The sequence below is a fragment of the Streptomyces sp. VRA16 Mangrove soil genome (assembly GCF_017377775.1).
Lineage (GTDB): Bacteria > Actinomycetota > Actinomycetes > Streptomycetales > Streptomycetaceae > Streptomyces.
In genome coordinates this window covers 445,231-466,629 of record NZ_JAFVLN010000003.1, presented here as the reverse complement: position 1 = coordinate 466,629, position 21,399 = coordinate 445,231, and the positions used below count along the sequence as shown (strand labels likewise).

21 protein-coding genes are annotated in these 21,399 nt (G+C 71.6%); 11 read left to right on the top strand and 10 right to left on the bottom strand.

The genetic code is table 11. The features are described from left to right. Positions 1-9 precede the first annotated feature (9 nt). The 4 genes from J3486_RS11530 to J3486_RS11515 form a co-directional block, all read right to left on the bottom strand. Complete coding sequence (locus tag J3486_RS11530; protein WP_207820115.1) at positions 10-327, bottom strand: DUF202 domain-containing protein; 318 nt, start codon at positions 325-327, stop codon at positions 10-12. Between the two features lie 6 nt (positions 328-333). After that, positions 334-726 (bottom strand): DUF202 domain-containing protein, encoded by a 393-nt coding sequence (locus tag J3486_RS11525; RefSeq protein ID WP_207820114.1) that lies wholly within the window; start codon positions 724-726, stop codon positions 334-336. A 21-nt stretch (positions 727-747) separates the two neighbouring features. Then, on the bottom strand, positions 748-1,260 hold the full coding sequence (locus tag J3486_RS11520) for an NUDIX hydrolase (RefSeq protein WP_207820113.1): 513 nt from the start codon (positions 1,258-1,260) through the stop codon (positions 748-750). A 256-nt stretch (positions 1,261-1,516) separates the two neighbouring features. Further along, a complete protein-coding gene (locus J3486_RS11515; RefSeq protein ID WP_207820112.1) occupies positions 1,517-2,407 on the bottom strand; it encodes a DMT family transporter in 891 nt (296 codons plus the stop codon). 328 nt (positions 2,408-2,735) lie between these two features. Here J3486_RS11515 and J3486_RS11510 point away from each other — a divergent pair, with 328 nt between their 5' ends. The 4 genes from J3486_RS11510 to J3486_RS11495 all read left to right on the top strand — a co-directional run bounded on the left by J3486_RS11510 (position 2,736) and on the right by J3486_RS11495 (position 6,721). Continuing rightward, positions 2,736-3,713, top strand: coding sequence for a hypothetical protein (locus J3486_RS11510; RefSeq protein ID WP_207820111.1), 978 nt, complete (start codon positions 2,736-2,738; stop codon positions 3,711-3,713). Positions 3,714-3,760: 47 nt separating this feature from the next. Further along, the gene (locus tag J3486_RS11505; RefSeq protein WP_207820110.1) at positions 3,761-5,302 is read left to right on the top strand and encodes an APC family permease; all 1,542 of its coding nucleotides are present in this window, start codon (positions 3,761-3,763) and stop codon (positions 5,300-5,302) included. A 161-nt stretch (positions 5,303-5,463) separates the two neighbouring features. Continuing rightward, positions 5,464-6,117 carry a molybdopterin-dependent oxidoreductase gene (locus J3486_RS11500; RefSeq protein WP_229377926.1) on the top strand — a complete coding sequence of 218 codons (654 nt, stop codon included), beginning with the start codon at positions 5,464-5,466 and terminating at the stop codon, positions 6,115-6,117. After that, positions 6,101-6,721, top strand: coding sequence for a cytochrome b/b6 domain-containing protein (locus J3486_RS11495; RefSeq protein ID WP_207820108.1), 621 nt, complete (start codon positions 6,101-6,103; stop codon positions 6,719-6,721). Before J3486_RS11500 ends, J3486_RS11495 begins: the two co-directional genes overlap by 17 nt. A 12-nt stretch (positions 6,722-6,733) precedes the next feature. Here J3486_RS11495 and J3486_RS11490 read toward each other — a convergent pair whose 3' ends face one another. From J3486_RS11490 to J3486_RS11480, 3 genes are all read right to left on the bottom strand, one after another. Beyond that, positions 6,734-7,741: an aldo/keto reductase gene (locus J3486_RS11490; protein WP_207820107.1), complete on the bottom strand. Its 1,008-nt coding sequence runs from the start codon at positions 7,739-7,741 to the stop codon at positions 6,734-6,736. 95 nt (positions 7,742-7,836) lie between these two features. Then, a complete protein-coding gene (locus tag J3486_RS11485; protein ID WP_207820106.1) occupies positions 7,837-9,243 on the bottom strand; it encodes a gluconate:H+ symporter in 1,407 nt (468 codons plus the stop codon). A 67-nt stretch (positions 9,244-9,310) separates the two neighbouring features. Then, positions 9,311-9,835, bottom strand: coding sequence for a gluconokinase (locus J3486_RS11480; protein WP_207820105.1), 525 nt, complete (start codon positions 9,833-9,835; stop codon positions 9,311-9,313). A gap of 124 nt (positions 9,836-9,959) precedes the next feature. On the opposite strand from J3486_RS11480, the gene J3486_RS11475 reads away from it, so the two are divergent. Continuing rightward, positions 9,960-10,661 (top strand): FadR/GntR family transcriptional regulator, encoded by a 702-nt coding sequence (locus tag J3486_RS11475; RefSeq protein ID WP_207820104.1) that lies wholly within the window; start codon positions 9,960-9,962, stop codon positions 10,659-10,661. A gap of 22 nt (positions 10,662-10,683) precedes the next feature. On the opposite strand, the gene J3486_RS11470 is transcribed toward J3486_RS11475, so the two are convergent. Together J3486_RS11470 and J3486_RS11465 are read right to left on the bottom strand one after the other, a co-directional pair. Further along, on the bottom strand, positions 10,684-11,064 hold the full coding sequence (locus J3486_RS11470; RefSeq protein WP_207820103.1) for a YchJ family protein: 381 nt from the start codon (positions 11,062-11,064) through the stop codon (positions 10,684-10,686). Between the two features lie 9 nt (positions 11,065-11,073). Then, positions 11,074-11,898: a gamma-glutamyl-gamma-aminobutyrate hydrolase family protein gene (locus J3486_RS11465; protein WP_207820102.1), complete on the bottom strand. Its 825-nt coding sequence runs from the start codon at positions 11,896-11,898 to the stop codon at positions 11,074-11,076. A gap of 96 nt (positions 11,899-11,994) precedes the next feature. Here J3486_RS11465 and J3486_RS11460 point away from each other — a divergent pair, with 96 nt between their 5' ends. Continuing rightward, complete coding sequence (locus tag J3486_RS11460; RefSeq protein ID WP_207820101.1) at positions 11,995-12,768, top strand: FadR/GntR family transcriptional regulator; 774 nt, start codon at positions 11,995-11,997, stop codon at positions 12,766-12,768. A 126-nt stretch (positions 12,769-12,894) separates the two neighbouring features. Here the strand turns inward: J3486_RS11460 and J3486_RS11455 are convergent, their stop codons facing one another. Then, positions 12,895-13,821, bottom strand: a complete 927-nt coding sequence (locus J3486_RS11455; RefSeq protein ID WP_229377832.1) for an AraC family transcriptional regulator — start codon at positions 13,819-13,821, stop codon at positions 12,895-12,897. 183 nt (positions 13,822-14,004) lie between these two features. Here J3486_RS11455 and tkt point away from each other — a divergent pair, with 183 nt between their 5' ends. Genes tkt through pgi form a run of 5 tightly spaced genes read left to right on the top strand, consistent with a single transcriptional unit; the run spans position 14,005 to position 21,388 of the window. Further along, entirely contained in the window at positions 14,005-16,101 is a 2,097-nt protein-coding gene (gene tkt, locus J3486_RS11450) for a transketolase (RefSeq protein WP_207820100.1), read from the top strand. A 29-nt stretch (positions 16,102-16,130) separates the two neighbouring features. After that, complete coding sequence (gene tal, locus J3486_RS11445) at positions 16,131-17,279, top strand: transaldolase (RefSeq protein WP_207820099.1); 1,149 nt, start codon at positions 16,131-16,133, stop codon at positions 17,277-17,279. Further along, positions 17,276-18,808: a glucose-6-phosphate dehydrogenase gene (gene zwf, locus J3486_RS11440; protein WP_207820098.1), complete on the top strand. Its 1,533-nt coding sequence runs from the start codon at positions 17,276-17,278 to the stop codon at positions 18,806-18,808. Before tal ends, zwf begins: the two co-directional genes overlap by 4 nt. Beyond that, on the top strand, positions 18,805-19,746 hold the full coding sequence (gene opcA / locus J3486_RS11435) for a glucose-6-phosphate dehydrogenase assembly protein OpcA (protein ID WP_207820097.1): 942 nt from the start codon (positions 18,805-18,807) through the stop codon (positions 19,744-19,746). Before zwf ends, opcA begins: the two co-directional genes overlap by 4 nt. After that, a complete protein-coding gene (gene pgi, locus J3486_RS11430; protein WP_207820096.1) occupies positions 19,739-21,388 on the top strand; it encodes a glucose-6-phosphate isomerase in 1,650 nt (549 codons plus the stop codon). The genes opcA and pgi overlap by 8 nt, the downstream gene beginning before the upstream one ends. Positions 21,389-21,399 lie beyond the last annotated feature (11 nt).

The window sequence follows — 21,399 nt, the reverse complement described above, 5'->3', positions numbered from 1 at the left end:
GCGCCCCGCCTAAACCACCAGCGCCACCGCGAACACGGCCAACGCCACCGCGCACAACGCCGCCACCACAGCCCCCCGGACCGTGAGCACCGGCGGCGCGGCCTCGTTCAGTGCCAGCCCCGTGATCCGCCGGTGCGCCACCCCGAGAAACCCCAGCCACACCAGCAGGATCAGCGCGGCCGACACCCACCCCAGCGCCCCGGCGGAGCCGTGCAGCACCGTCTTCACGGACAGCACCGCCGCCACCGTGCACGACAACGTCGTACGCCGCCACGCGAGCCGCGTCCGCGCGGGCTGCAGCCCGGGGTCGCGCACGGCGTCACTCATCGCGGCTCACCCTTCCCAGCCCACGATCACCACGACGACCATGGCCACGGCGACCAGCGCCACGACCAGACTGAGCACGGCCGGGAACCGGGAGACCGGCAGATCCTCGCCGCGCCGCATCGCCCGCTCGCACCGCACCCAGTGGCTCACGGCCCGCAGCGAGCACAGCACACCGGCGGCGAGCAGCGCGAGGGCGAGGCCCACGCGCCAGCCCCAGCGCAGGTCGGGCAGGAACTGGTCGACCGCGAAACCGCCGCCGATCAGCGCCAGCGCGGTCCGGATCCAGGCGAGGAAGGTCCGCTCGTTGGCGAGCGAGAAGCGGTAGTCGGGCGTCTCACCCTCGTCCCTGACCCGCTCCGGGGCGAACCAGAGGCGGATGTTGCGCACGAAATCGATCACTCGCAGGACATTACCTTCGGGTCACCTGTGCGCCTTCCACCGGTGGTAGGCGGCGAGACCGTCCGGCGTCCACTCCCACGCGCCGATCCGCCGCTCCAGCTCCTGCGGGGTCAGGAAGGCGTGCCAGTCGATCTCCTCGGCCTGCGGCTTCACGGGCAGGTCGAAGGTGACCTCGTAGACGTACGACCACCAGGTGCCGCGCTCGCCGCCGTCGTAGAGGAACTTGAACAGCGGCGTCGGCTGCGGCAGCCCCGACACCCCCAGCTCCTCCTCGGCCTCCCGCAGCGCCGCCTCGTCATAGCTCTCGCCCGCGCCGACGACACCGCCGACGAACATGTCGTACAGCCCGGGAAAGACGAGCTTGGTGGTGGTGCGCCGGTGCACGAACACCTCTCCGGCGGGGTTCCGGGCCAGGATGAACGCGCAGCGGTGCCGAAGCCCGCGCGCGTAGGCCTCGCCGCGGGGCGCCTGCCCGACGACGCGGTCGTGCTCGTCGACGATGTCGAGGATCTCTTCGGAGGGCGACGTAGGCATGGGGGTCAGGCTACGCGCCGCGGCTTCGACGGCTCGGGTCCGGCCGCGGGTCCGGTGGGGTCCGGTCGCGCAGTTCCCCGCGCCCCCGAGACGGGCGGCATCTCATCGATGACGGCGCGGCGAACCCGCAGGCCTTCAGGGGCGCGGGGCTGTGTCGATCAGCGGCTCCGCCGCGGGGCGCGACCAGCCACGACGCAACCCGCACCCGCGCACGCACGCCCCCGGCACCCGATCAGGCGCGAGGCCCTGTCTGGGCCTAAACCCCGGCCCCCACCTGATCCCGCCCCCGCGCGGCAGCGCCCGGCATCGCGGGGTGCAGGCCCAGCAGCACGACGCCCACCACGATCCCGGTCAGCCCCACGGCCTCCCAGGCCAGGGCGCCCGTGTCGGTGCGCAGGCGGTCGCCGAGGAAGCCCACGCCGCACGCGATCCCGGCCAGCGGCTGCGCGGCGGTCAGCGCGGGCAGGGACATCCGCAGCGGCGCCGTCTCGAACGCGCTCTGTACGAGGACGAGCCCGGTCACCCCGAGCGCGACCACCGCGTACGGCTGCCACCCGGTGAAGAGCGTCGCCAGGCCGCCGGCCGCGAAGCGCTGCCCGCTCACCCGCGTCAGCGCGTCCTGCACCCCGTACAGCAGCCCCGCCGCCACCGCGAGCAGCGCGGGGCCCGAGCCGAGCCGCGAGCGCCTGGCGAGCGCCGCGAGCAGCAGCGCCGTGCCGACCATCACGCCGATGATCAGCCAGTGCCGCAGGGGGTCCGTCACCGCGCTCCCTCCGCGCGGCTGTCCGGCCACGATGAACGCGGTGACGCCGCCCGCGAGCAGCACGAGCCCTGACCAGCCCTGCCGGCCCAGCGGCTGTCTGGTCTGCCGGCGCGAGAGCACCAGCGCGAAGAGCAGGTTCGTGGCGAGGAGCGGCTCCACCAGGGTGACCTCGCCCTGCCCGAGCGCGACCGCCCCGAGCACCATGCCGCACACCATCAGCCCTATCCCGCCGAGCCAGCGCGGCACCCGCACCAGGTCGAGCAGCAGGCGCGGGGAGAGGAAGTCCCCGAGCGGGGCGTGCGCCGCCGCGTTCTGCTGGAGGACGAAGCCGACACCCAGGCAGAACGCCGCGCTCACGGCGAGGACGAGTACCAGAACCGACACGCTGCGCACCTCTAGGACTGACTGAACGGGCAGGGGTGGGTATGGGCAGACGATAGCGCCCCACCGCGCCCCCCGCCCCCCGAGTGCCCGGCCTTCCGCGATCGATGCCGGCCCGTCGCGTACTCGTGTCACTGGAGCAACTCCAGCCCTGACTATGCAAGTTGAATATGGTCCAAGGCCAACTCCTGGTGATCCATGGCCAGTTGGTGAGTTCCGTCACTGGATCACCCTTGACGCGGAGCGCCCCCTACCGCTTTGCTGTCCGTGATCATTGACCTGGCCGCGCAGCGTCGCGCGGAGCCGAAGCGATCCGTAGAGGAACCGTGCGGTGCCCCCACCTCCGCCTCCGCTCGGGCGTCCCCGCAGGAAGCCCGCGCACCCCACGGGCTTCGGCGACCCCGCACTCGACGACGCCGGGCTCGTGGCCGCCCGCACCGCTCTCGCACAGGGCCGCTGGACCGAGGCCCGGGCGCTGCTCGCCGCGACCGGCGACGACTGGGACCGCCGCGGCCACCGCATGATGGCCCTCGCGCAGGAGCCCACGGCCGCCGCCTGGGCCGGCGACTGGCGGCTCGTCGAACCCGAGTCCGCGGACGCGCCCGTGCTGCTCGCCTGCGCCACCGTGCACCGCGCCGTCGCCGGGAAGGCCCGCCCCGACAAGGCCCGCGCGGCCTGCCTCGACAGCGCGGAACGGGTGCCGCACGACCCCACCCCCTGGCTCGGGCTGCTCCTGCTGGAGCGGACGTCGGGTCGCGAGGAGGACGTCGTACGCCTCTTCGACGAGGTGCGGCTGCGCCATCCCGTGCACCACCACGCGCACCACCTGATGGTGGAGAGGCTCGCCGAACGGCGCCCCGACACCGGGCAGGACCCGCTGCACGAGGTGTACGACTTCGCGGCCTGGGCCGCCGAACAGGCCCCGCCCGACTCGCCGTTGGCGGTCCTTCCGGTGATCGCGCACGCCGAGCGGTTCCGGGTGCTCGCCAGGGCCGGCATGGTGCCCGGCGACCCGAAGCGCTCCGGGCACTGGACCGGGCGGCGCGCCCGCCTCGTCATGAAGGCGGCCTTCGACTGGTGGCTGGAGTGGGGCGACCCGTACGACCGGGCCGGCACCGTGCACCCGCGGTCCCGTATCGACCTCAACTTCCTCGCCCACGCCAAGTACTGCGAGGGCCGCCCCGCCGAGGCCGCCGCCCTCTTCCACCGCATCGGACCGCACGTCACCACCGCCCCCTGGTCGTACGGCGACCAGGACCCCTACGAGGCGTTCCGCACCGCACGCGACGCCGCGCTCGGCGCGGTCTGAACCGCACCTCACCACACCGACCAGACATCGGAAGGGACGGCCCCGCGATGACCACGGGCAGTTCGAGAGCCACCGGCAGCACGACATCCACGCCGGACATCAGCACCTTCAAGGGGCAGGAGGGAGCGCTGCGCGCCGGACGGCTCGGCACGGCCGGGCTGCTGCTGTCCGTGCTCGCCGCGACGGCCCCGCTGATGGTGGTGGCCGGCGTCATGCCCACCACCTTCGCCGTGGTCGGCGCCGTCGGGCAGCCGCTGCTCTTCCTCGCGCTCGGTGTCGTCCTCGCCCTGTTCAGCGTCGGCTACGCGGAGATGAGCCGGCACGTCCACAACGCCGGCGCGTTCTACGCGTACATCACCCGCGGTCTCGGCCCGACCGCCGGGTCCGCCGCGGCCCTGGTCGCGCTCGTCGCCTACAGCTCGTTCCAGGTCGGCATCTTCGGCATCTTCGGCTTCGAGGTCTCCTCGCTCGCGCAGGAGCACCTCGAACTTCACATAGCCTGGTGGATACCGGCGTTGGCGGCCGTCGCGGTCGTCGCCGTGTGCGGACTGCTGAAGATCGACATCAACGCGCGGGTGCTCGGCGTGCTGCTCCTCATCGAGGTCGCCCTCGTCGTGATCTTCGACGTCGCGGCGCTCGGCGACCCGGGCAAGGAGGGCGTCTCGCTGCACGCGTTCAACCCGGACACGCTCTCCGGCGTCGGCATCGGCACCGCCCTGTGCTTCTGCATCGCGGCGTTCGCGGGCTTCGAGCAGGCGCCGGTGTACGCGGAGGAGACCAGCCGCCCGCACATCCTCGTGCCGCGCGTCATGTACCTCGCGGTGGGCGGCGTCGCCGTCTTCTTCGCGCTCAGCTCCTGGGCGCTGACCGTGGCCACCGGGCCCGCCGCCATCGTCGGCCAGTCCCGGAAGCAGTCGGCCGGGCTGCTCTTCGCGCTGACCGAGGACCGGCTCGGCGCCACCTTCACCGACGCGGTGCACGTCCTGTTCATCACCGGGATGTTCGCGGCGATGCTCAGCTTCCACAACGTCGTCGCCCGGTACGCGTTCGCCATGGGCCGCGAAGGACTCCTCCCGGCCGCCTTCGGCCGCACCAACAGCGCGAGCGGCGCGCCCGGTGCCGGGTCGCTGCTGCAGACGGGGATCGCCGCGGTCGTCGTGATCGCCTTCGCCGTCACCGACCCCGGCGCCGCCGGCGACCCGACCGCCCCCGTGCTGCGCCTGTTCACCTGGGGCGGCAACGTGGGCGCGCTCGGCGTCATCCTGCTCATGGCCGCCGCCTCCCTCGCCGTCATCGTCTTCTTCGTGCGGCGCGGCGCCGCACGGGCCCAGGGCCCGCGCCTCGCCGCCTCCGCGGTCTCCGGCCTCGCCCTGCTGGCCATCGCGGGCTACACGGTCAAGGACTTCGACCTGCTCGTCGGGTCGGGCCCCGACTCCGCCCTGAACTGGATCCTGCCCGGCCTCATCGCCCTCGCCGCCCTGGCCGGTGTCGCGTACAGCCTCGTCCTGCGCGCCCGCAACCCCGAGGCGCACGCCCGCATCGGCCTCGGCAACGAGGCGTTCCAGCTGGAGAAGCGCAGGGAGGCGTAGCGCCCCGCGCGCGGCCCGCACGATGTGACGGAAGTCTGACGAACCGGCCCCGCCCCTGGCCCCGTTCCACCCGGACGTGCTCGAATCACGACGTGGAACCGCACGACGACCCCGGTACAGAAGAACGCGGCGCCCCGTTGGGCCGCCGCCTGATCCTCGGCATGCTCGGCGCGGGCGCCCTCGGCGTCGCGGCCGCGCCCGCGCTGCAGCGCGCCGTGGAGAGCGTCACCTCCAAGGACCCGACCGGCGTCACCGGACTGCTGCCCGCCGGGGGCGGCTTCCGGTACTACTCGGTGACCGCGTCCGTCCCGCACAAGGACGAGCACAGCTACCGGCTCACCGTCGACGGTCTCGTCGAGCACCCGGCCACGTACACGCTCCCCGAACTGAGGGCGCTGCCCCAGACCCGTCTCGTCCACGACGTGCAGTGCGTCACGGGCTGGCGGGTGCCGGGCACGCCCTTCGAAGGCGTGCGGCTCTCGCGGATCCTGGACGCCGCGGGGGTGCGCCCTGCCGCCAGGGCCGTCCGCCTGACCTGCTTCGACGGCGCGTACACCGAGAGCCTCACCCTCCAACAGGCGCGCCGCGACGACGTGTTGGTGGCCCTGCGCATGCAGGACAAGGACCTCGGCCACAGCCACGGCGGACCCGTCCGCCTCTATGTGGCGCCCATGTACTTCTACAAGTCCGCGAAGTGGCTCTCCGGGATCACCGTCACCGACGAGGTGCGGCCCGGCTACTGGGAGGAACGCGGCTACGACGTCGACGCCTGGGTCGGCCGGTCGAACGGGCGGGACGATGCACCCACCACTTGAGGTCCGGCCGGCACCATCGGCCGACCGCGTACGGCGGTTCACCGCGGCGGAACGCTGGGTGCACCGCACCACCGCCGCCCTCATGGGCGTGTGCGTCGTGACCGCCGCCTGTCTGTACATTCCTCAGCTCGCCGAACTCGTCGGGCGCCGCGCCCTCGTCGTCACCGTCCACGAGTGGGCCGGGCTGCTGCTGCCCGCCCCGTTCCTGGTCGGCCTCGTGTCCCGGGCGTTCCGCGCCGACCTGAGCCGCCTCAACCGGTTCGGCCCGCACGACCGGGAGTGGCTGCGCAAGGCGGTGCGGCGGCAACAGGGCCGCAGGGCGGGCAAGTTCAACGCCGGGCAGAAGGTGTGGGCGTCCTGGCTGGCCGGCGCCGTCCTGGTGATGCTCGGCACCGGCCTGCTGATGTGGTTCACCCACCTCGCCCCGCTGTCCTGGCGCACCGGCTCCACCTTCGTGCACGACTGGCTCTCCCTCGCGCTCGGCATCGTCCTCGCCGGGCACATCGGGATGGCCGTCGCCGACCCCGAGGCACGCGCGGGGATGCGGACCGGGTTCGTACGGCGCGACTGGGCGGAGCGGGAACACGGCGAGTGGCTGCCCTGACCCCTGACAGGGTCACCAGGCGAAGGCCTCCGGGGACGGCCCAGGGCCCGGGAAGATCTCGTCGAGCGACGCCAACAGCTCCTCGGGGAGGGTGAGTTCGACGGCCCGCAGCGCCGAGTCCAGCTGCTCCCGGGTGCGCGGTCCGACGATGGGCCCGGTGACGCCGGGCCGCGTCAGCAGCCATGCCAGGGCGACCTCGCCGGGCTCCAGACCGTGCTCGGCGACCACGTTCTCGTACGCCTCGATCTTCGTCCGCACCGCCGTGTCGGCCGTTCCGTCGGCGGCCCGGCCCATCAGGGTGCGCGAACCGACGCCCTCGCGCTGCTTGCGCAGGGCCCCGCCGAGCAGTCCCTGGTGCAGCGGCGACCACGGGATGATGCCGACCCCGTACTCCTGCGCGGCCGGGATGACCTCCATCTCGGCGCGCCGCTCGAACAGGTTGTAGAGGCACTGCTCGCTGACGAGTCCGACCCGGCCGTGGGCGCGGGCCTGCTCGTTGGCCTGCGCGATCTTGTAGCCGGGGAAGTTCGACGACCCGGCGTAGAGGATCTTGCCCTGCTGGATCAGGACGTCCATCGCCTGCCAGATCTCGTCGAACGGGGTGTCCCGGTCGACGTGGTGGAACTGGTAGATGTCGATGTGGTCGGTCTGCAGCCGCTTCAGTGAAGCGTCCACGGAGCGGCGGATGTTGAGGGCGCTCAGGCGGGTGTGGTTGGGCCAGCCCGTCGAGCCGGGCGGTGTGCCGTTCTCCATGTTCCCGTAGACCTTGGTGGCCAGGACGACCTTGTCGCGCCGCTCGCCGCCCTGCGCGAACCACTCGCCGAGGATGCGCTCGGTGGCGCCCCGCTCCTCGGCCGTGCCGTAGATGTTCGCGGTGTCGAAGAAGTTGACGCCCGCGTCGAGCGCGGCGTCCATGAGGGCGTGGGAGTCCTTCTCGTCGGTCTGCCCGCCGAAGTTCATCGTGCCGAGCACGAGCCTGCCGACCTTGAGTCCGGTGCGTCCGAGCTGTGTGTACTTCATGGCCGGAAGTAAAGACGTTGGAGTGCTCTCCAAGTCAAGCCCGAAGGGCGGCCCGTCCGGAGTCGGGCCGCCCTTCGGGTGTCGTACGAGCCGCGCTAGATGACCAGCGACAGCAGGAGCACGAATCCGCCCGCGACGACGGAGATGATCGTCTCCATCACCGACCAGGTCTTCACGGTCTGGCCGACGCTGAGCCCGAAGTACTCCTTGACCAGCCAGAACCCGGCGTCGTTGACGTGGCTGAAGAACAGCGAACCCGCGCCGATCGCCAGCACGAGCAGGGCCGTGTGGGTGTCGGTCATGTTCGCCGCGAGGGGCGCGACCAGACCGGCGGCCGAGACGGTCGCGACGGTGGCCGAGCCGGTGGCGAGGCGGATGACGACCGCGATCAGCCAGGCCAGCAGCAGCGTCGGGATCGACCAGTCCTTGGAGATGTCCAGGACCATCTGGCCGACGCCGGAGTCGATCAGGGTCTGCTTGAAGCCGCCGCCCGCGCCGACGATCAGCAGCACACCGGCGATCGGGGCGAGGGACTTCTCGGTGGTCTCCTGCAGCTTGCCCTTGGTGAAGCCCGCGGCGCGGCCGAGGGTGAACATACCGACGAGGACGGCTGCGAGCAGCGCGATCAGAGGCGAGCCGACGACGTCGAAGACGCGCTGGATCGTGTGGTCGGGGTTGTCCACGACGATGTCGACCAGGGCCTTGGACAGCATCATCACGACGGGCAGCAGGATGGTGGCGACCGAGGCGCCGAAGGACGGGCGCTTCTCCAGCGTCTCCGAGGCGCGCGCCGGGATCATCTTCTCGGGCGCCGGGACGTCGACCCACTTCGCCGCGTACTTCGAGAACACCGGACCGGCGATGATCACCGTCGGGATCGCGACGAGGATGCCGAGCGCCAGCGTGATGCCGAGGTTGGCGCCGACCGCGTCGATCGCGACGAGCGGGCCGGGGTGCGGCGGGATCAGGCCGTGCATGACCGACAGACCGGCGAGGGCCGGGATGCCGATGCGCATCAGGGAGTAGTTGCCGCGCTTGGCGACCATCAGGACGACGGGGATCAGCAGCACGATGCCGACCTCGAAGAAGAGCGGCAGGCCGATCACCGCGGCGATGAGGACCATCGCCCACGGCATGGCCTTCCCGCCCGCCTTTCCGGCCTTGGCGAGGATCGTGTCGACGATCTGGTCGGCGCCGCCGGAGTCGGCGAGCAGCTTGCCGAGGATCGCGCCGAGCGCGATCAGGACACCGACACCGGCGACGGTGGAACCGAGGCCGCTGCTGAAGCTGGTGATCACCTTGTCGAGCGGAGCTCCGGCGAACGCGCCGAGCGCGAGCGAGCCGATGGTCAGCGCCAGGAAGGCGTGGACCTTGAACTTCGTGATGAGCAGGACGATGACGGCGATGCCCGCGAGCACGGCGATCCCGAGCTGGGCATGGCCCGCGGACGTGATCGGCTCGACGGTGTCCGCTGCCAGCATCTCGACGCTGAGACTGGTCACGGTCTTATCCCTTGAACGTGGATGGGGAGGGGACTGCGGGGGGTGGGGACTGCGGGGTGTGGAGGGCCTAGCCTTGCGGGGCGGCTGAGTCGAGCGCGGTCAGGGCCTCGACGGCCCGGTCCGCGATCTCCTCGGGGGAGCCCGCCACGTCGACGTCGACGCCCGCCTCGTCCGCCGCGAGCGGCTGGAGCGTGGCGAACTGCGAGTCGAGCAGCGCGGTCGGCATGAAGTGGTTCTGGCGGGCCTTCATCCGGTCCTCGATGAGCTTGCGGTCACCGGTGAGGTGGACGAAGACGACACCCGGCGCGGCAGCTCGCAGCCGGTCGCGGTAGCTGCGCTTGAGCGCGGAGCTGGAGACCACCCCGCCCAGACCCGCCCGGCCGTGCGCCCACCCGCCGATGGCGTCCAGCCACGGCCAGCGGTCGTCGTCGGTCAAAGGGGTGCCGGCCGACATCTTGGCGATGTTGGCCTCGGGGTGGAAGTCGTCGCCCTCGGCGTAGGGAACGCCGAGCCGTTCGGCGAGCAGGGGACCGATCGTCGTCTTGCCGGTACCTGCCACGCCCATGACCACGACGACATGGGGGGTGCTCATCGCTGTGCTGCCTCGCTGTCTTCATCGACATCGCTGTGTCACGACACTGAACCCAATACGTCCGACAAATTCAAGAGGATGTGATCTAAAAGTCAGACTATTGAGCCCGGGCTAGTCTTTTCCCATGACCACTCAGGACCGTGGGCTGCATGCCCGTGTACTCGACAGCCTCGGTCCCGCCATCACCGCGGGGGAGTACCCCGAGGGCAGCGTGTTGCGCACGGACGAGCTGGCGCAGCGGTTCGAGGTGTCACGTTCGGTGATGCGCGAGGCGGTACGGGTCCTGGAGTCGATGAACCTGGTGGCGTCGCGGCGCCGGGTCGGCGTGACGGTGCTGCCCCGGGCGGAGTGGAACGTCTACGACCCGCGGGTCATCCGCTGGCGCCTGGCCGGCGCGGACCGCCCGCGCCAGCTGCGCTCGCTCACGGTGCTGCGCTCGGCGGTGGAGCCGGTCGCCGCGGGCCTCGCGGCCCGGCACGCCACGGCGGAACAGTGCGCGGCGCTCACCGAGTGCGCGCTCGGCATGGTCGCCACGTCACGCGGCCAGCAGCTGGAGAAGTACCTGATCCACGACATCGAGTTCCACCGGACGGTGCTCAACGCGTCCGGCAACGAGATGTTCGCCCACCTCGGCGACCTGGTCGCCGAGGTGCTCTCGGGCCGCACCCATCACCAGGTCATGTTCGAGGACCCGGACCCGGCGGCGGTCACCCTGCACGTACGGGTCGCGGAGGCGGTGCGGGAGGGCGACGCGGAGCGCGCGGAGGCGCTCACGCGGGAGATCGCGGTGGGCGCCCTCCAGGAGCTGGACATCCTGGCGCCCTGAACCGCCGTACGGGGAGCGGGAGTTACTCGATGAAGTCGCCGTCGACGTACACCCAGGCCCCGTCGACCCGGCTGAACCGGCTGCGCTCGTGCAGCTCGCCGCCCTTGAAGCGGGCCCGGAAGGTGACGGTGCCGCGCTGGTGGAACGCGGACCCGTCGGTGGTCTCCGTGATCTCCAGGCCGGTCCACTCCGGGGCGTCGGCGAAGTCGATGCCGGTCGGCCGGGTGTCCGGGTGCCAGGTGCGCAGCAGATACGGCCCGTCCTCGCGGACGAAGGCGCTGTAGCGGGAGCGCATCAGGGCTTCGGCGGTCGGCGCGTTGCTCCGGCCGGAGTGGTACCGGCCGCAGCACTCCTCGTAAGACGCGGGAAGGCCGCAGGGGCAGGTGGGGGCGGTGCGTGACATGGGGCCAATCTAAGCCCCCGCGGCGCTTGACCGGCGGGGCCCGGGGCGGCGCCGGGCTGTCGGGTCCGGGCCGCCCGTCGGTCGGTGCGCGCGTTCCGTGGCGGGCGCCGCGGCGCGGGCGAGAGCCTCGAACAGCGGGGCGCGCAGGGCGGGTTCGGGTACATCGGCCTCGGGGTGCCACTGCACGGCGACCAGCCAGGCCCCGCCGCCGTCCACCGGTTCCAGCCCCTCGACGCAGCCGTCGGCGGCCCGCGCCACGACCCGCAGCCCCTGGCCGACCCGGTCCACGGCCTGGTGGTGACCGGAGGCGATGGGCAGCCGCTCACGCCCGTACGCCCGCGCGCACCGGCTGCCCCGCTCCAGCTCCACGTCGTGCGGCGCCCACTCGGTGCCGGTCGGCGGGTCGTGCACCACGGAACCCGGGGCGAGATCCACGTGCAGGGTGCCGCCGCGGGCCACGTTGAGCAGTTGCAGGCCGCGGCAGATGCCCAGCAGCGGCAGTCCGGCGGTGAGCGCGTGCCGGATCACGGCCAGGTCGAGGGCGTCCTGCTCCCGGTTCACGTCGTAGAGCGCCGGATGGCCGACGGGCCCGCCGTACAGCGCCGGGTCGACGTCACCGCCGCCGGGCGCCACGAACCCGTGACAGCGCGCGAGTGCGGCGTCGAGGTCCGCGCCGGGGGACAGCAGCAGCGGCGTCGCGCCCGCTTCCCGTACGAGCGTCACGATGTCGTCGAAGATCCGGTTGGCGCCGGCGACCCGCGGGTCGGTGTCCGGGGCGTCCGCCGGGCTCAGCCGGACCGGTATGCCGATGACGGGCGCAAGGGTGCTGCTCATAAGCTCTCCGCGGGCTAGGAAAGTACCGTCGCGCGCTGAAACCTAGAGGTGAGAGTTCATGGGGAACAAGGGTCACCGCGAAGGAACCGAGAGCTGTTGGCGGGGGAGAGCGGGGCGCGGGGCGAGGGGGTGCCGGAGGCGGACGTCTGGAGCCGGCACATCCGCCCCGTCCGCGCGGGTGGCGCCGCGGAGGCGATCGCCCGCCGGCTGGGCGAGCTGATCGGCGCGCGGATGCTCGTCGCGGGGGACCGCTTCCCCTCGGAGAAGGCGCTCGCGGAGATGTTCGGCGTCGCGCCCATGACGGTGCGGCACTCCATGGCGGTCCTGCGCGAGGAGGGCCTCGTCGAGACGCGGCGCGGCTACAGGGGCGGCACGTACGTCGTCGAGGACGTCCTGTCGCGCATGAAGGAGCTCGTCGCCCTGCATCCGTACCCCGCCGACCAGGTCGAGGAGCTGACGGCCTGGCGGCAGGCGGTCTCCGGCGAGGCCTCGGCGCGCGCGGCCCGCCGCGCCGACGCCGAAGGGCACCGGCGCTTGCGCGAACTGGCCGCCCGCACCCATGAGTTGCTGCCCGACGCGGACGGCTACCGCACCGCCGACGCCGCGTTCCACCTCGCCATCGCCGAACTCTCCGGCTCCCGGCGCCTGTGGGAGGCCGAACAGGGCATCCAGCACGAACTGACCCTGCTCCTCGCCGCCCACCCCGGCGGCGCCGAGGCCCGCTCGACCCCGGGCCGGCTCCACGAGCCGCTGACCCGGGCGATCGTCGCGGGCGACGCCGAGCGGGCCCGCGCGGAGTTCCGCGTCCACGCGCAGGCCACGCTCGACATGTGCCTGCTCTTCAGCAGGCAGACGCCGGTGGGGGAGTGACGGTCGGCGCGGCGCCCCGCGTGCGGTCGGATGCCGGACCGGTCTCCGGGCCCCGTTGCGCGGGGTGAAACGGAGGGTGGCGAGGAGCGGGGGCTCGGGCCGCCCGCTGCCGCGGGCGCGGGCGGGTCAGACCTGTTCCGCCCGGAACGCCGCCGGTGTCAGCCCGGCGTGCTGCTGGAAGTACTTCGAGAAGTTCGCCGAGTCGGGCACGCCGACCGCCGCCCCGATCCGGCCCACCGGCAGATCTGTGTGGGCCAGCAGGCGCTTCGCCTCCAGGACCACGCGCCGGTCGATGAACGCCTTCGGGGTCAGGCCCGTCGCCGCGCGGACCGCGCGGACCAGGGTGCGGCGCGAGTAGCCGAGTTCGTCGGCGTACGCGCTGACGCTGTGGTTCGTCGTGAACTGCTTCTCCACCGCCGCCCGGAACCGGCTGAACGTCGTGTCCGGCTGCGGCCGGCACTCGTCCGCGGCGGCCTGCGCCGACACATGCGCCACGCGCAGCATGAAGGCCGTCAGGGAGTGCCGCAGGACGTTCGTGTGGAGGCTCAGCGGCAGCGTCGAGGTGTCCAGGTACTCGCGGCTCAGCTGCTCCAACGAGGCGTCCAGCGCGGCGAGTTGGGCCTCGTCGGGGTGGAGCAGCGGCGGGCGGTCGTAGCGGTACAGGCCGGTCGCCTCGACGATCGCGCGCGGCAGGAAGCCGGGCTGCATCGTCAGGGCCGTGCCCACGTACTCCTCGGTGGCCGAGAAGCCGTGCACCTGCCCCGGGCGGATCCACAGAATGTCGCCCGCCCCGACCTCGTACTCCGTGAAGTCGATCATGTGGCGCACGGGGCCCTCGCGGAAGAACAGCAGGACGTGGAAGTCGATGCGATGCACGCGGCGCGACAGGCCGACGCCGCCCGCCCACGGACCGTCCGTGCCCATCGGCCCGATCTGTATCCCGACGCCCGAGACGCTCGCGCTCGGGTCGAAGGGATACGTGCGGATCTGCGCTCGATCCTCGGGGGTCGCTCCCAGATGTGCGCTCGTCTGCGCGGGGCCCTGCTCCGTCATCAACCGTCCTTGGCTTCACTTCCTGCAGGTGTCCCATTTTCACCGAACGGTGGCACGGGTGCACCTACCTCGCCAAAAGTATGACCTTTAAGTTCATAGGTGGGTCGACCAGGGACTTTGGTCCCGGGCGACTGTGCCCAATGGCACGACGGACATGCAACGGATGCGAAGGAAGCCATACAGATGAGCACGCACACACCGGACGGCCTCGAGCCTTTCGCTCGCCCCTTCGAGTGGACCGAGCTCGACCAGCGTGCCGTCGACACCGCCCGCCTGCTGGCGGCCGATGCCGTGCAGAAGGTCGGGAACGGTCACCCGGGTACGGCGATGAGCCTCGCGCCCGCCGCGTACACGATCTTCCAGAAGGCCATGCGCCACGACCCGGCCGACCCGGAGTGGACGGGCCGCGACCGCTTCGTCCTGTCGCCCGGCCACACCAGCCTCACCCTCTACACCCAGCTCTTCCTGGCCGGCTACGAGCTGAGCCTGGACGACCTGAAGGCGTTCCGCACGCAGGGCTCCAAGACGCCCGGTCACCCCGAGTACGGCCACACCGCCGGTGTCGAGACCACCACGGGCCCGCTCGGCCAGGGTGTCGCCAACGCCGTGGGCATGGCGATGGCCGCCCGCTACGAGCGCGGTCTGTTCGACCCCGAGGCCCCGGCCGGCGAGTCCCCGTTCGACCACACCATCTGGGCCATCGTCTCCGACGGCGACCTGGAGGAGGGCGTCTCCGCCGAGGCCTCGTCCCTCGCCGGACACCAGAAGCTCGGCAACCTCGTCTTCGTCTACGACGACAACCACATCTCCATCGAGGGCGACACCGAGACCGCCTTCTCCGAGGACGTGCTGAAGCGCTACGAGGCGTACGGCTGGCACGTGCAGCGGATCACCCCGCAGGAGAACGGCGACGTCGACGTCAAGGCCCTGTACGAGGCGCTCGCCGCCGCCAAGGCCGAGACCGGGCGCCCCTCGATCATCGCGATGCGCACGATCATCGCCTGGCCGGCCCCGACCAAGCAGAACACCGAGGGCTCGCACGGCTCGGCGCTCGGCGCCGACGAGATCGCCGCCACCAAGCGCGTCCTCGGCTTCGACCCGGAGCAGTCCTTCATCGTCGAGGACGAGGTCATCGCCCACTCCCGCAAGGCCCTGGACCGCGGCGCCGAGGCGCACGCCGCCTGGGACAAGAAGCTCGCCGAGTGGCGGGGCGCCGAGCCGGAGCGCTCCGCGACCCTCGACCGCGTCCTCGCGGGCCGCCTCCCCGAGGGCTGGGAGGACGCCCTGCCGTCCTTCGAGACCGGCTCCAAGGTCGCCACCCGCGCCGCCTCCGGCAAGGTCCTCCAGGCGCTCGGCCCGGTCGTCCCCGAGCTGTGGGGCGGCTCCGCCGACCTCGCCGGCTCCAACAACACGACGATCGACAAGACGTCCTCCTTCCTGCCGGCCGGCAACCCGCTGCCGGAGGCCGACCCGTACGGCCGCACCGTGCACTTCGGCATCCGCGAGTTCTCGATGGCCGCCGAGATGAACGGCATCGCGCTGCACGGCAACACCCGCATCTACGGCGGCACCTTCCTGGTGTTCTCCGACTACATGCGCAACGCCGTCCGGATGTCGGCCCTCATGCAGCTGCCCGTCACCTACGTCTGGACGCACGACTCCGTCGGCCTCGGCGAGGACGGCCCGACGCACCAGCCGGTCGAGCACCTCGCCTCGCTGCGCGCCATCCCGGGCCTGAACGTCGTCCGCCCGGCCGACGCCAACGAGACGGCCATCGCCTGGCGCGAGATCCTGCGCCGCGGCTCGGTCAAGCCGGCCCCGCACGGCCTGGCGCTGACCCGGCAGGGCGTCCCCACCTACGAGGCCAACGAGCAGGCGGCCAAGGGCGGTTACGTCCTCGTCGAGGCTTCTGAGGAGACCCCGGACGTCATCCTGATCGCCACCGGCTCCGAGGTGCAGCTCGCCGTCGCCGCCCGCGAGACGCTGGAGGCCGAGGGCGTCGCCACCCGCGTCGTGTCGATGCCGTCCGTCGAGTGGTTCGAGGAGCAGGACGCCGAGTACCGCGCGTCCGTCCTGCCGCCGTCGGTCAAGGCCCGCGTCGCCGTCGAGGCCGGCATCGGCCTCACCTGGTACCGCTACGTCGGCGACGCCGGCCGCATCGTCTCGCTGGAGCACTTCGGCGCCTCCGCCGACGCGAACGTCCTGTTCGAGGAGTTCGGCTTCACCGCCGAGAACGTCGCCGCCCAGGCCCGGGAATCTCTGGCCGCCGCCCGCGCTTGATCACTACGCACCTCAGTACGCGAAAGAAGATGAAGAAGAACATGAGCAACGCCGGCACCTCCTCGTCGCCCCTCAAGGCCCTTTCCGACGAAGGCGTTTCCATCTGGCTGGACGACCTGTCCCGTCAGCGCATCGAGTCCGGCAACCTCGCCGAGCTCATCGAGACGTCCCACGTCGTCGGTGTCACCACGAACCCGTCGATCTTCCAGGCCGCCATCGGCTCGGGCGCGGGCTACGAGGACCAGCTCGCCGACCTCGCCGTCCGCGGCGTCACCGTCGACGAGGCCGTCCGCATGATGACGACGGCCGACGTCCGCGCCGCCGCGGACATCCTGCGCCCGGTGTACGACGCGACGAACGGCCGCGACGGCCGCGTCTCCATCGAGGTCGACCCGCGCCTGGCCCACCACACCGAGGCCACCATCGCCGAGGCCAAGCAGCTCGCCTGGCTCGTCGACCGCCCGAACGTCATGATCAAGATCCCGGCGACCCTCGCGGGCCTCCCGGCGATCACCGAGGTCATCGGCCTCGGCATCTCGGTCAACGTCACGCTGATCTTCTCCCTCGACCGCTACAAGGCCGTCATGGACGCCTACCTGGCCGGTCTGGAGAAGGCCCACGAGCGCGGCCTCGACCTCTCCACCATCCACTCCGTCGCCTCGTTCTTCGTCTCCCGCGTCGACACCGAGATCGACAAGCGGATCGACGCCCTCGGCACCGACGAGGCCAAGGCCGTCCGCGGCAAGGCCGCCCTCGCCAACGCCCGTCTCGCCTACGAGGCCTACGAGCTGGTCTTCGCCTCCGAGCGCGCCACCCAGCTGGAGGCCGCGGGCGCCAACAAGCAGCGCCCGCTGTGGGCCTCGACCGGCGTCAAGGACAAGGCGTACAAGGACACCCTGTACGTCGACGAGCTCGCCGCCCCGGGCACGGTCAACACGATGCCGGAGGCCACGCTCAACGCCACCGCCGACCACGGCGACATCCACGGCGACGCCGTCTCGGGCACCTACGAGACCTCCCGCGAGGAGCTCGCCGCCGTCGAGAAGCTCGGCATCTCCTACGACCAGGTCGTCCAGCAGCTGGAGGACGAGGCCGTGTCCAAGTTCGAGATCGCCTGGAACGACCTGCTGGCCGCCGTCCAGACCGCCCTGTCCGCCAAGGAGGCGCAGGTCAAGTGAGCACCACTGCTTGGCAGAACCCGCTGAGTGACCCCCGCGACCGCCGCCTGCCGCGCGTCGCGGGCCCCTCCGGGCTCGTCATCTTCGGCGTCACCGGCGACCTGTCCCGCAAGAAGCTGATGCCGGCGGTCTACGACCTCGCCAACCGCGGCCTGCTGCCGCCGGGCTTCTCGCTCCTCGGCTTCGCCCGCCGCGAGTGGGAGGACCAGGACTTCGCCCAGGTCGTCCACGACTCGGTCCGTGAGTACGCCCGTACGCCGTTCCGCGAGGAGGTCTGGGCGCAGCTCGCCGAGGGCATGCGGTTCATCCCCGGCGACTTCGACGACGACACCGCGTTCAAGCAGCTGCGCGCCTCCGTCGACGAGTTGGACGAGAAGCGCGGCACCAGCGGCAACTACGCCTTCTACCTGTCGGTCCCGCCGAAGTTCTTCCCGAAGGTCGTGCAGCAGCTCAAGAAGCACGGACTCGCGGACGCCCCCGAGGGCTCGTGGCGGCGTGCCGTCATCGAGAAGCCGTTCGGCCACGACATGCAGTCGGCGCGCGAGCTCAACGCGATCGTGCACGACGTGTTCGACCCGGAGCAGGTCTTCCGGATCGACCACTACCTCGGCAAGGAGACCGTCCAGAACATCCTGGCGCTCCGCTTCGCCAACCAGATGTACGAGCCGATCTGGAACCGGTCGTACGTCGACCACGTGCAGATCACGATGGCCGAGGACATCGGCATCGGCGGCCGCGCCGGCTACTACGACGGCATCGGCGCCGCCCGTGACGTCATCCAGAACCACCTGCTCCAGCTGCTCGCCCTCACGGCGATGGAGGAACCGGCCGCGTTCGACGCCGAGTCCCTCGTCAACGAGAAGCTGAAGGTCCTCAAGTCCGTGCGGCTGCCCGCCGACCTGGAGAGCTCCACGGTCCGCGCGCAGTACGCCGAGGGCTGGCAGGGCGGCGAGAAGGTCCGCGGCTACCTGCAGGAAGACGGCATCGACCCGGCCTCCAAGACCGACACCTACGCCGCGGTGAAGCTGGAGATCGACAACCGCCGCTGGGCGGGCGTCCCGTTCTACCTGCGCACCGGCAAGCGCCTGGGCCGCCGCGTCACCGAGATCGCGGTCGTCTTCCAGCGCGCGCCGCACTCCCCGTTCGACTCCACCTCCACCGAGGAACTCGGCCAGAACGCGGTCGTCATCCGGGTCCAGCCGGACGAGGGCATGACCGTACGCTTCGGATCGAAGGTCCCGGGTACCTCGATGGAGATCCGTGACGTCTCCATGGACTTCGCGTACGGCGAGTCGTTCACGGAGTCCAGCCCCGAAGCGTACGAGCGTCTGATCCTGGACGTGCTGCTCGGCGACGCCAACCTCTTCCCGCGCACGGAAGAGGTGGAGGAGTCCTGGCGCATCCTCGACCCCGTCGAGAAGCACTGGGACACCCACGGCAGGCCCGCCCAGTACGCCTCGGGCAGCTGGGGCCCGGGAGAAGCGGACGAGATGCTCGCACGAGACGGACGGAGCTGGCGCAGGCCATGAAGATCGACCTGACCGACACCACGGCAAGCAAGGTCAACAAGGCGCTCGTGCAAGGGCGCCGGGCCATCGGGACCCCGGCCGTGGGCATGGTCCTGACGATGGTCATCGTCACGGACGAGGAGAACGCGTACGACGCGACGAAGGCCGCCCAGGAGGCGTCCCACGAGCACCCGTCGCGCACCCTGGTCGTCATCAAGCGCACCGCGCGCTCGCAGCGCGACCGGCAGGGCAACCGCCTCGACGCGGAGGTCCGGGTCGGCTCCGACGCCGGCACCGGCGAGACCGTGATCCTGCGCATGTACGGCGAGGTCGGCAAGCACGCCGACTCCGTCGTCCTGCCGCTGCTGCTCCCGGACGCGCCGGTCGTCGTCTGGTGGCCGGTCGACGCCCCCGACGAGCCCGCCAAGGACCCGCTGGGCGCGCTCGCCGCCCGCCGGATCACCGACGCGTACGCCGTCGAGGACCCGATCGCCGCCCTCGCGGCCCGCGCCCGGTCCTACGCCCCCGGCGACACGGACCTCGCCTGGACCCGCCTCACCCCGTGGCGCTCCATGCTGGCCGCCGCCCTGGACCAGGCCCGCACGCAGATCGTCTCGGCCGCCGTCGAGTCCGAGGCCGACAACCCCAGCGCCGAGCTGCTCGCGCGCTGGCTCGGCGCCCGGCTCCGCGTCCCGGTCGCCCGGGTCACCACGGACGGGCCCGTCGTCACGGCCGTCCGCCTCGGTACCGCGAACGGTGACATCGTCATCGACCGGCCCGACGGCCCCCTCGCCACGCTCACCCTGCCCGGCCAGCCGGAGCGCACCCTCGCCCTGAAGGTCCGCACGACGTCCGAGCTGATCGCCGAAGAGCTCCGCCGCCTCGACGCCGACGAGATGTACGCCGTCGCGCTGCACGGGGAGCCCGGCTCCTGGAAGGAGTCTGTTCAACATGCCTGACAGCAAGCCCCTGCTGACGCGCCGCCCCCAGTGGACCGCCCTGGAGGACCACCGCGCCAAGTTCAACGGCACGCACCTGCGCGAGCTGTTCGCCGCCGACCCGCAGCGCGCCGAGCGCTACACGGTCCAGGTCGGCGACCTGCACATCGACTACTCGAAGAACCTGGTCACGGACGAGACGCTCGCCCTCCTCCAGGAACTGGCCACGGCCACCGACGTGTTCGGGCAGCGCGACGCCATGTTCCGCGGCGAGAAGATCAACACGACCGAGGACCGCGCCGTGCTGCACACCGCGCTGCGCGCCCCGGCCGACGCCGTGGTCGAGGTCGACGGCGAGAACGTCGTGCCGAAGGTGCACGAGGTCCTCGACAAGATGGCCGTCTTCGCGGACCGGGTCCGCGGCGGCGAGTGGACCGGCCACACCGGCCAGCGCATCAAGAACGTCGTCAACGTCGGCATCGGCGGCTCCGACCTCGGTCCCGCGATGGCGTACGAGGCCCTGCGCCCGTACACCGCACGGGAGTTGACGTTCCGCTTCGTGTCGAACGTGGACGGCGCCGACCTGCACGAGGCCGTCCGTGACCTCGACCCGGCCGAGACGCTGTTCATCATCGCCTCGAAGACGTTCACCACGATCGAGACGATCACCAACGCGACCGCGGCCCGCACCTGGCTGCTGGCCGGTCTCGGCGGCGACGAGAGCGCCGTGGCGAAGCACTTCGTCGCCCTGTCGACCAACGCCGAGAAGGTCTCCGACTTCGGCATCGACACGGCCAACATGTTCGAGTTCTGGGACTGGGTCGGCGGCCGTTACTCCTTCGACTCGGCCATCGGCCTGTCGCTGATGATCGCCATCGGCCCGGACCACTTCCGTGCGCTGCTCGACGGCTTCCACCTCGTCGACGAGCACTTCCGCACGGCCCCCGCCGAGGCCAACGCCCCGCTGATCCTGGGCCTGTTGGGCATCTGGTACGGCAACTTCCACGGCGCGCAGTCGCACGCGGTGCTGCCCTACTCGCACTACCTGTCCAAGTTCACCGCGTACCTCCAGCAGCTCGACATGGAGTCCAACGGCAAGTCCGTGGACCGTGAGGGCCGCGCAGTGCAGTGGCAGACGGGTCCGGTCGTCTGGGGCACCCCGGGCACCAACGGCCAGCACGCCTACTACCAGCTCATCCACCAGGGCACGAAGCTGATCCCCGCGGATCTCATCGGCTTCGCCAACCCGGTCGAGGAGCTCGGTGAACTCGCGGGCCAGCACGACCTGTTGATGGCCAACCTGTTCGCGCAGGGCCAGGCGCTCGCCTTCGGCAAGACGCCGGACGAGGTGCGCGCCGAGGGCGTCGCCGAGGAACTGGTCGCCCACAAGACGTTCAAGGGCAACCACCCCACCACGACGATCCTCGCCAAGGAGCTGACCCCGTCGGTCCTCGGCCAGCTCATCGCGCTCTACGAGCAGAAGGTCTTCGTCCAGGGCGCCGTCTGGAACATCGACTCCTTCGACCAGTGGGGCGTCGAGCTGGGCAAGGTCCTCGCCAAGCGTGTCGAGCCCGCCCTCACCGAAGGCGCGGAGGTCGCGGGACTCGACGCCTCCACGCAGGCCCTGGTCGCCACCTACCGCGCCCTGCGCGGCCGCAACTAGTCATCCCCTCT

Excerpts from the sequence above, each read along its gene's own strand:
- J3486_RS11530 (WP_207820115.1), bottom strand. The coding sequence starts at position 327 with ATGAGTGACGCCGTGCGCGACCCCGGGCTGCAGCCCGCGCGGACGCGG.
- J3486_RS11520 (WP_207820113.1), bottom strand. The coding sequence starts at position 1,260 with ATGCCTACGTCGCCCTCCGAAGAGATCCTCGACATCGTCGACGAGCAC.
- J3486_RS11505 (WP_207820110.1), top strand. The coding sequence starts at position 3,761 with ATGACCACGGGCAGTTCGAGAGCCACCGGCAGCACGACATCCACGCCG.
- J3486_RS11500 (WP_229377926.1), top strand. The coding sequence starts at position 5,464 with ATGCTCGGCGCGGGCGCCCTCGGCGTCGCGGCCGCGCCCGCGCTGCAG.
- J3486_RS11495 (WP_207820108.1), top strand. The coding sequence starts at position 6,101 with ATGCACCCACCACTTGAGGTCCGGCCGGCACCATCGGCCGACCGCGTA.
- J3486_RS11490 (WP_207820107.1), bottom strand. The coding sequence starts at position 7,741 with ATGAAGTACACACAGCTCGGACGCACCGGACTCAAGGTCGGCAGGCTC.
- J3486_RS11480 (WP_207820105.1), bottom strand. The coding sequence starts at position 9,835 with ATGAGCACCCCCCATGTCGTCGTGGTCATGGGCGTGGCAGGTACCGGC.
- J3486_RS11475 (WP_207820104.1), top strand. The coding sequence starts at position 9,960 with ATGACCACTCAGGACCGTGGGCTGCATGCCCGTGTACTCGACAGCCTC.
- J3486_RS11470 (WP_207820103.1), bottom strand. The coding sequence starts at position 11,064 with ATGTCACGCACCGCCCCCACCTGCCCCTGCGGCCTTCCCGCGTCTTAC.
- J3486_RS11465 (WP_207820102.1), bottom strand. The coding sequence starts at position 11,898 with ATGAGCAGCACCCTTGCGCCCGTCATCGGCATACCGGTCCGGCTGAGC.
- J3486_RS11455 (WP_229377832.1), bottom strand. The coding sequence starts at position 13,821 with ATGACGGAGCAGGGCCCCGCGCAGACGAGCGCACATCTGGGAGCGACC.
- tkt (WP_207820100.1), top strand. The coding sequence starts at position 14,005 with ATGAGCACGCACACACCGGACGGCCTCGAGCCTTTCGCTCGCCCCTTC.
- tal (WP_207820099.1), top strand. The coding sequence starts at position 16,131 with ATGAAGAAGAACATGAGCAACGCCGGCACCTCCTCGTCGCCCCTCAAG.
- opcA (WP_207820097.1), top strand. The coding sequence starts at position 18,805 with ATGAAGATCGACCTGACCGACACCACGGCAAGCAAGGTCAACAAGGCG.
- pgi (WP_207820096.1), top strand. The coding sequence starts at position 19,739 with ATGCCTGACAGCAAGCCCCTGCTGACGCGCCGCCCCCAGTGGACCGCC.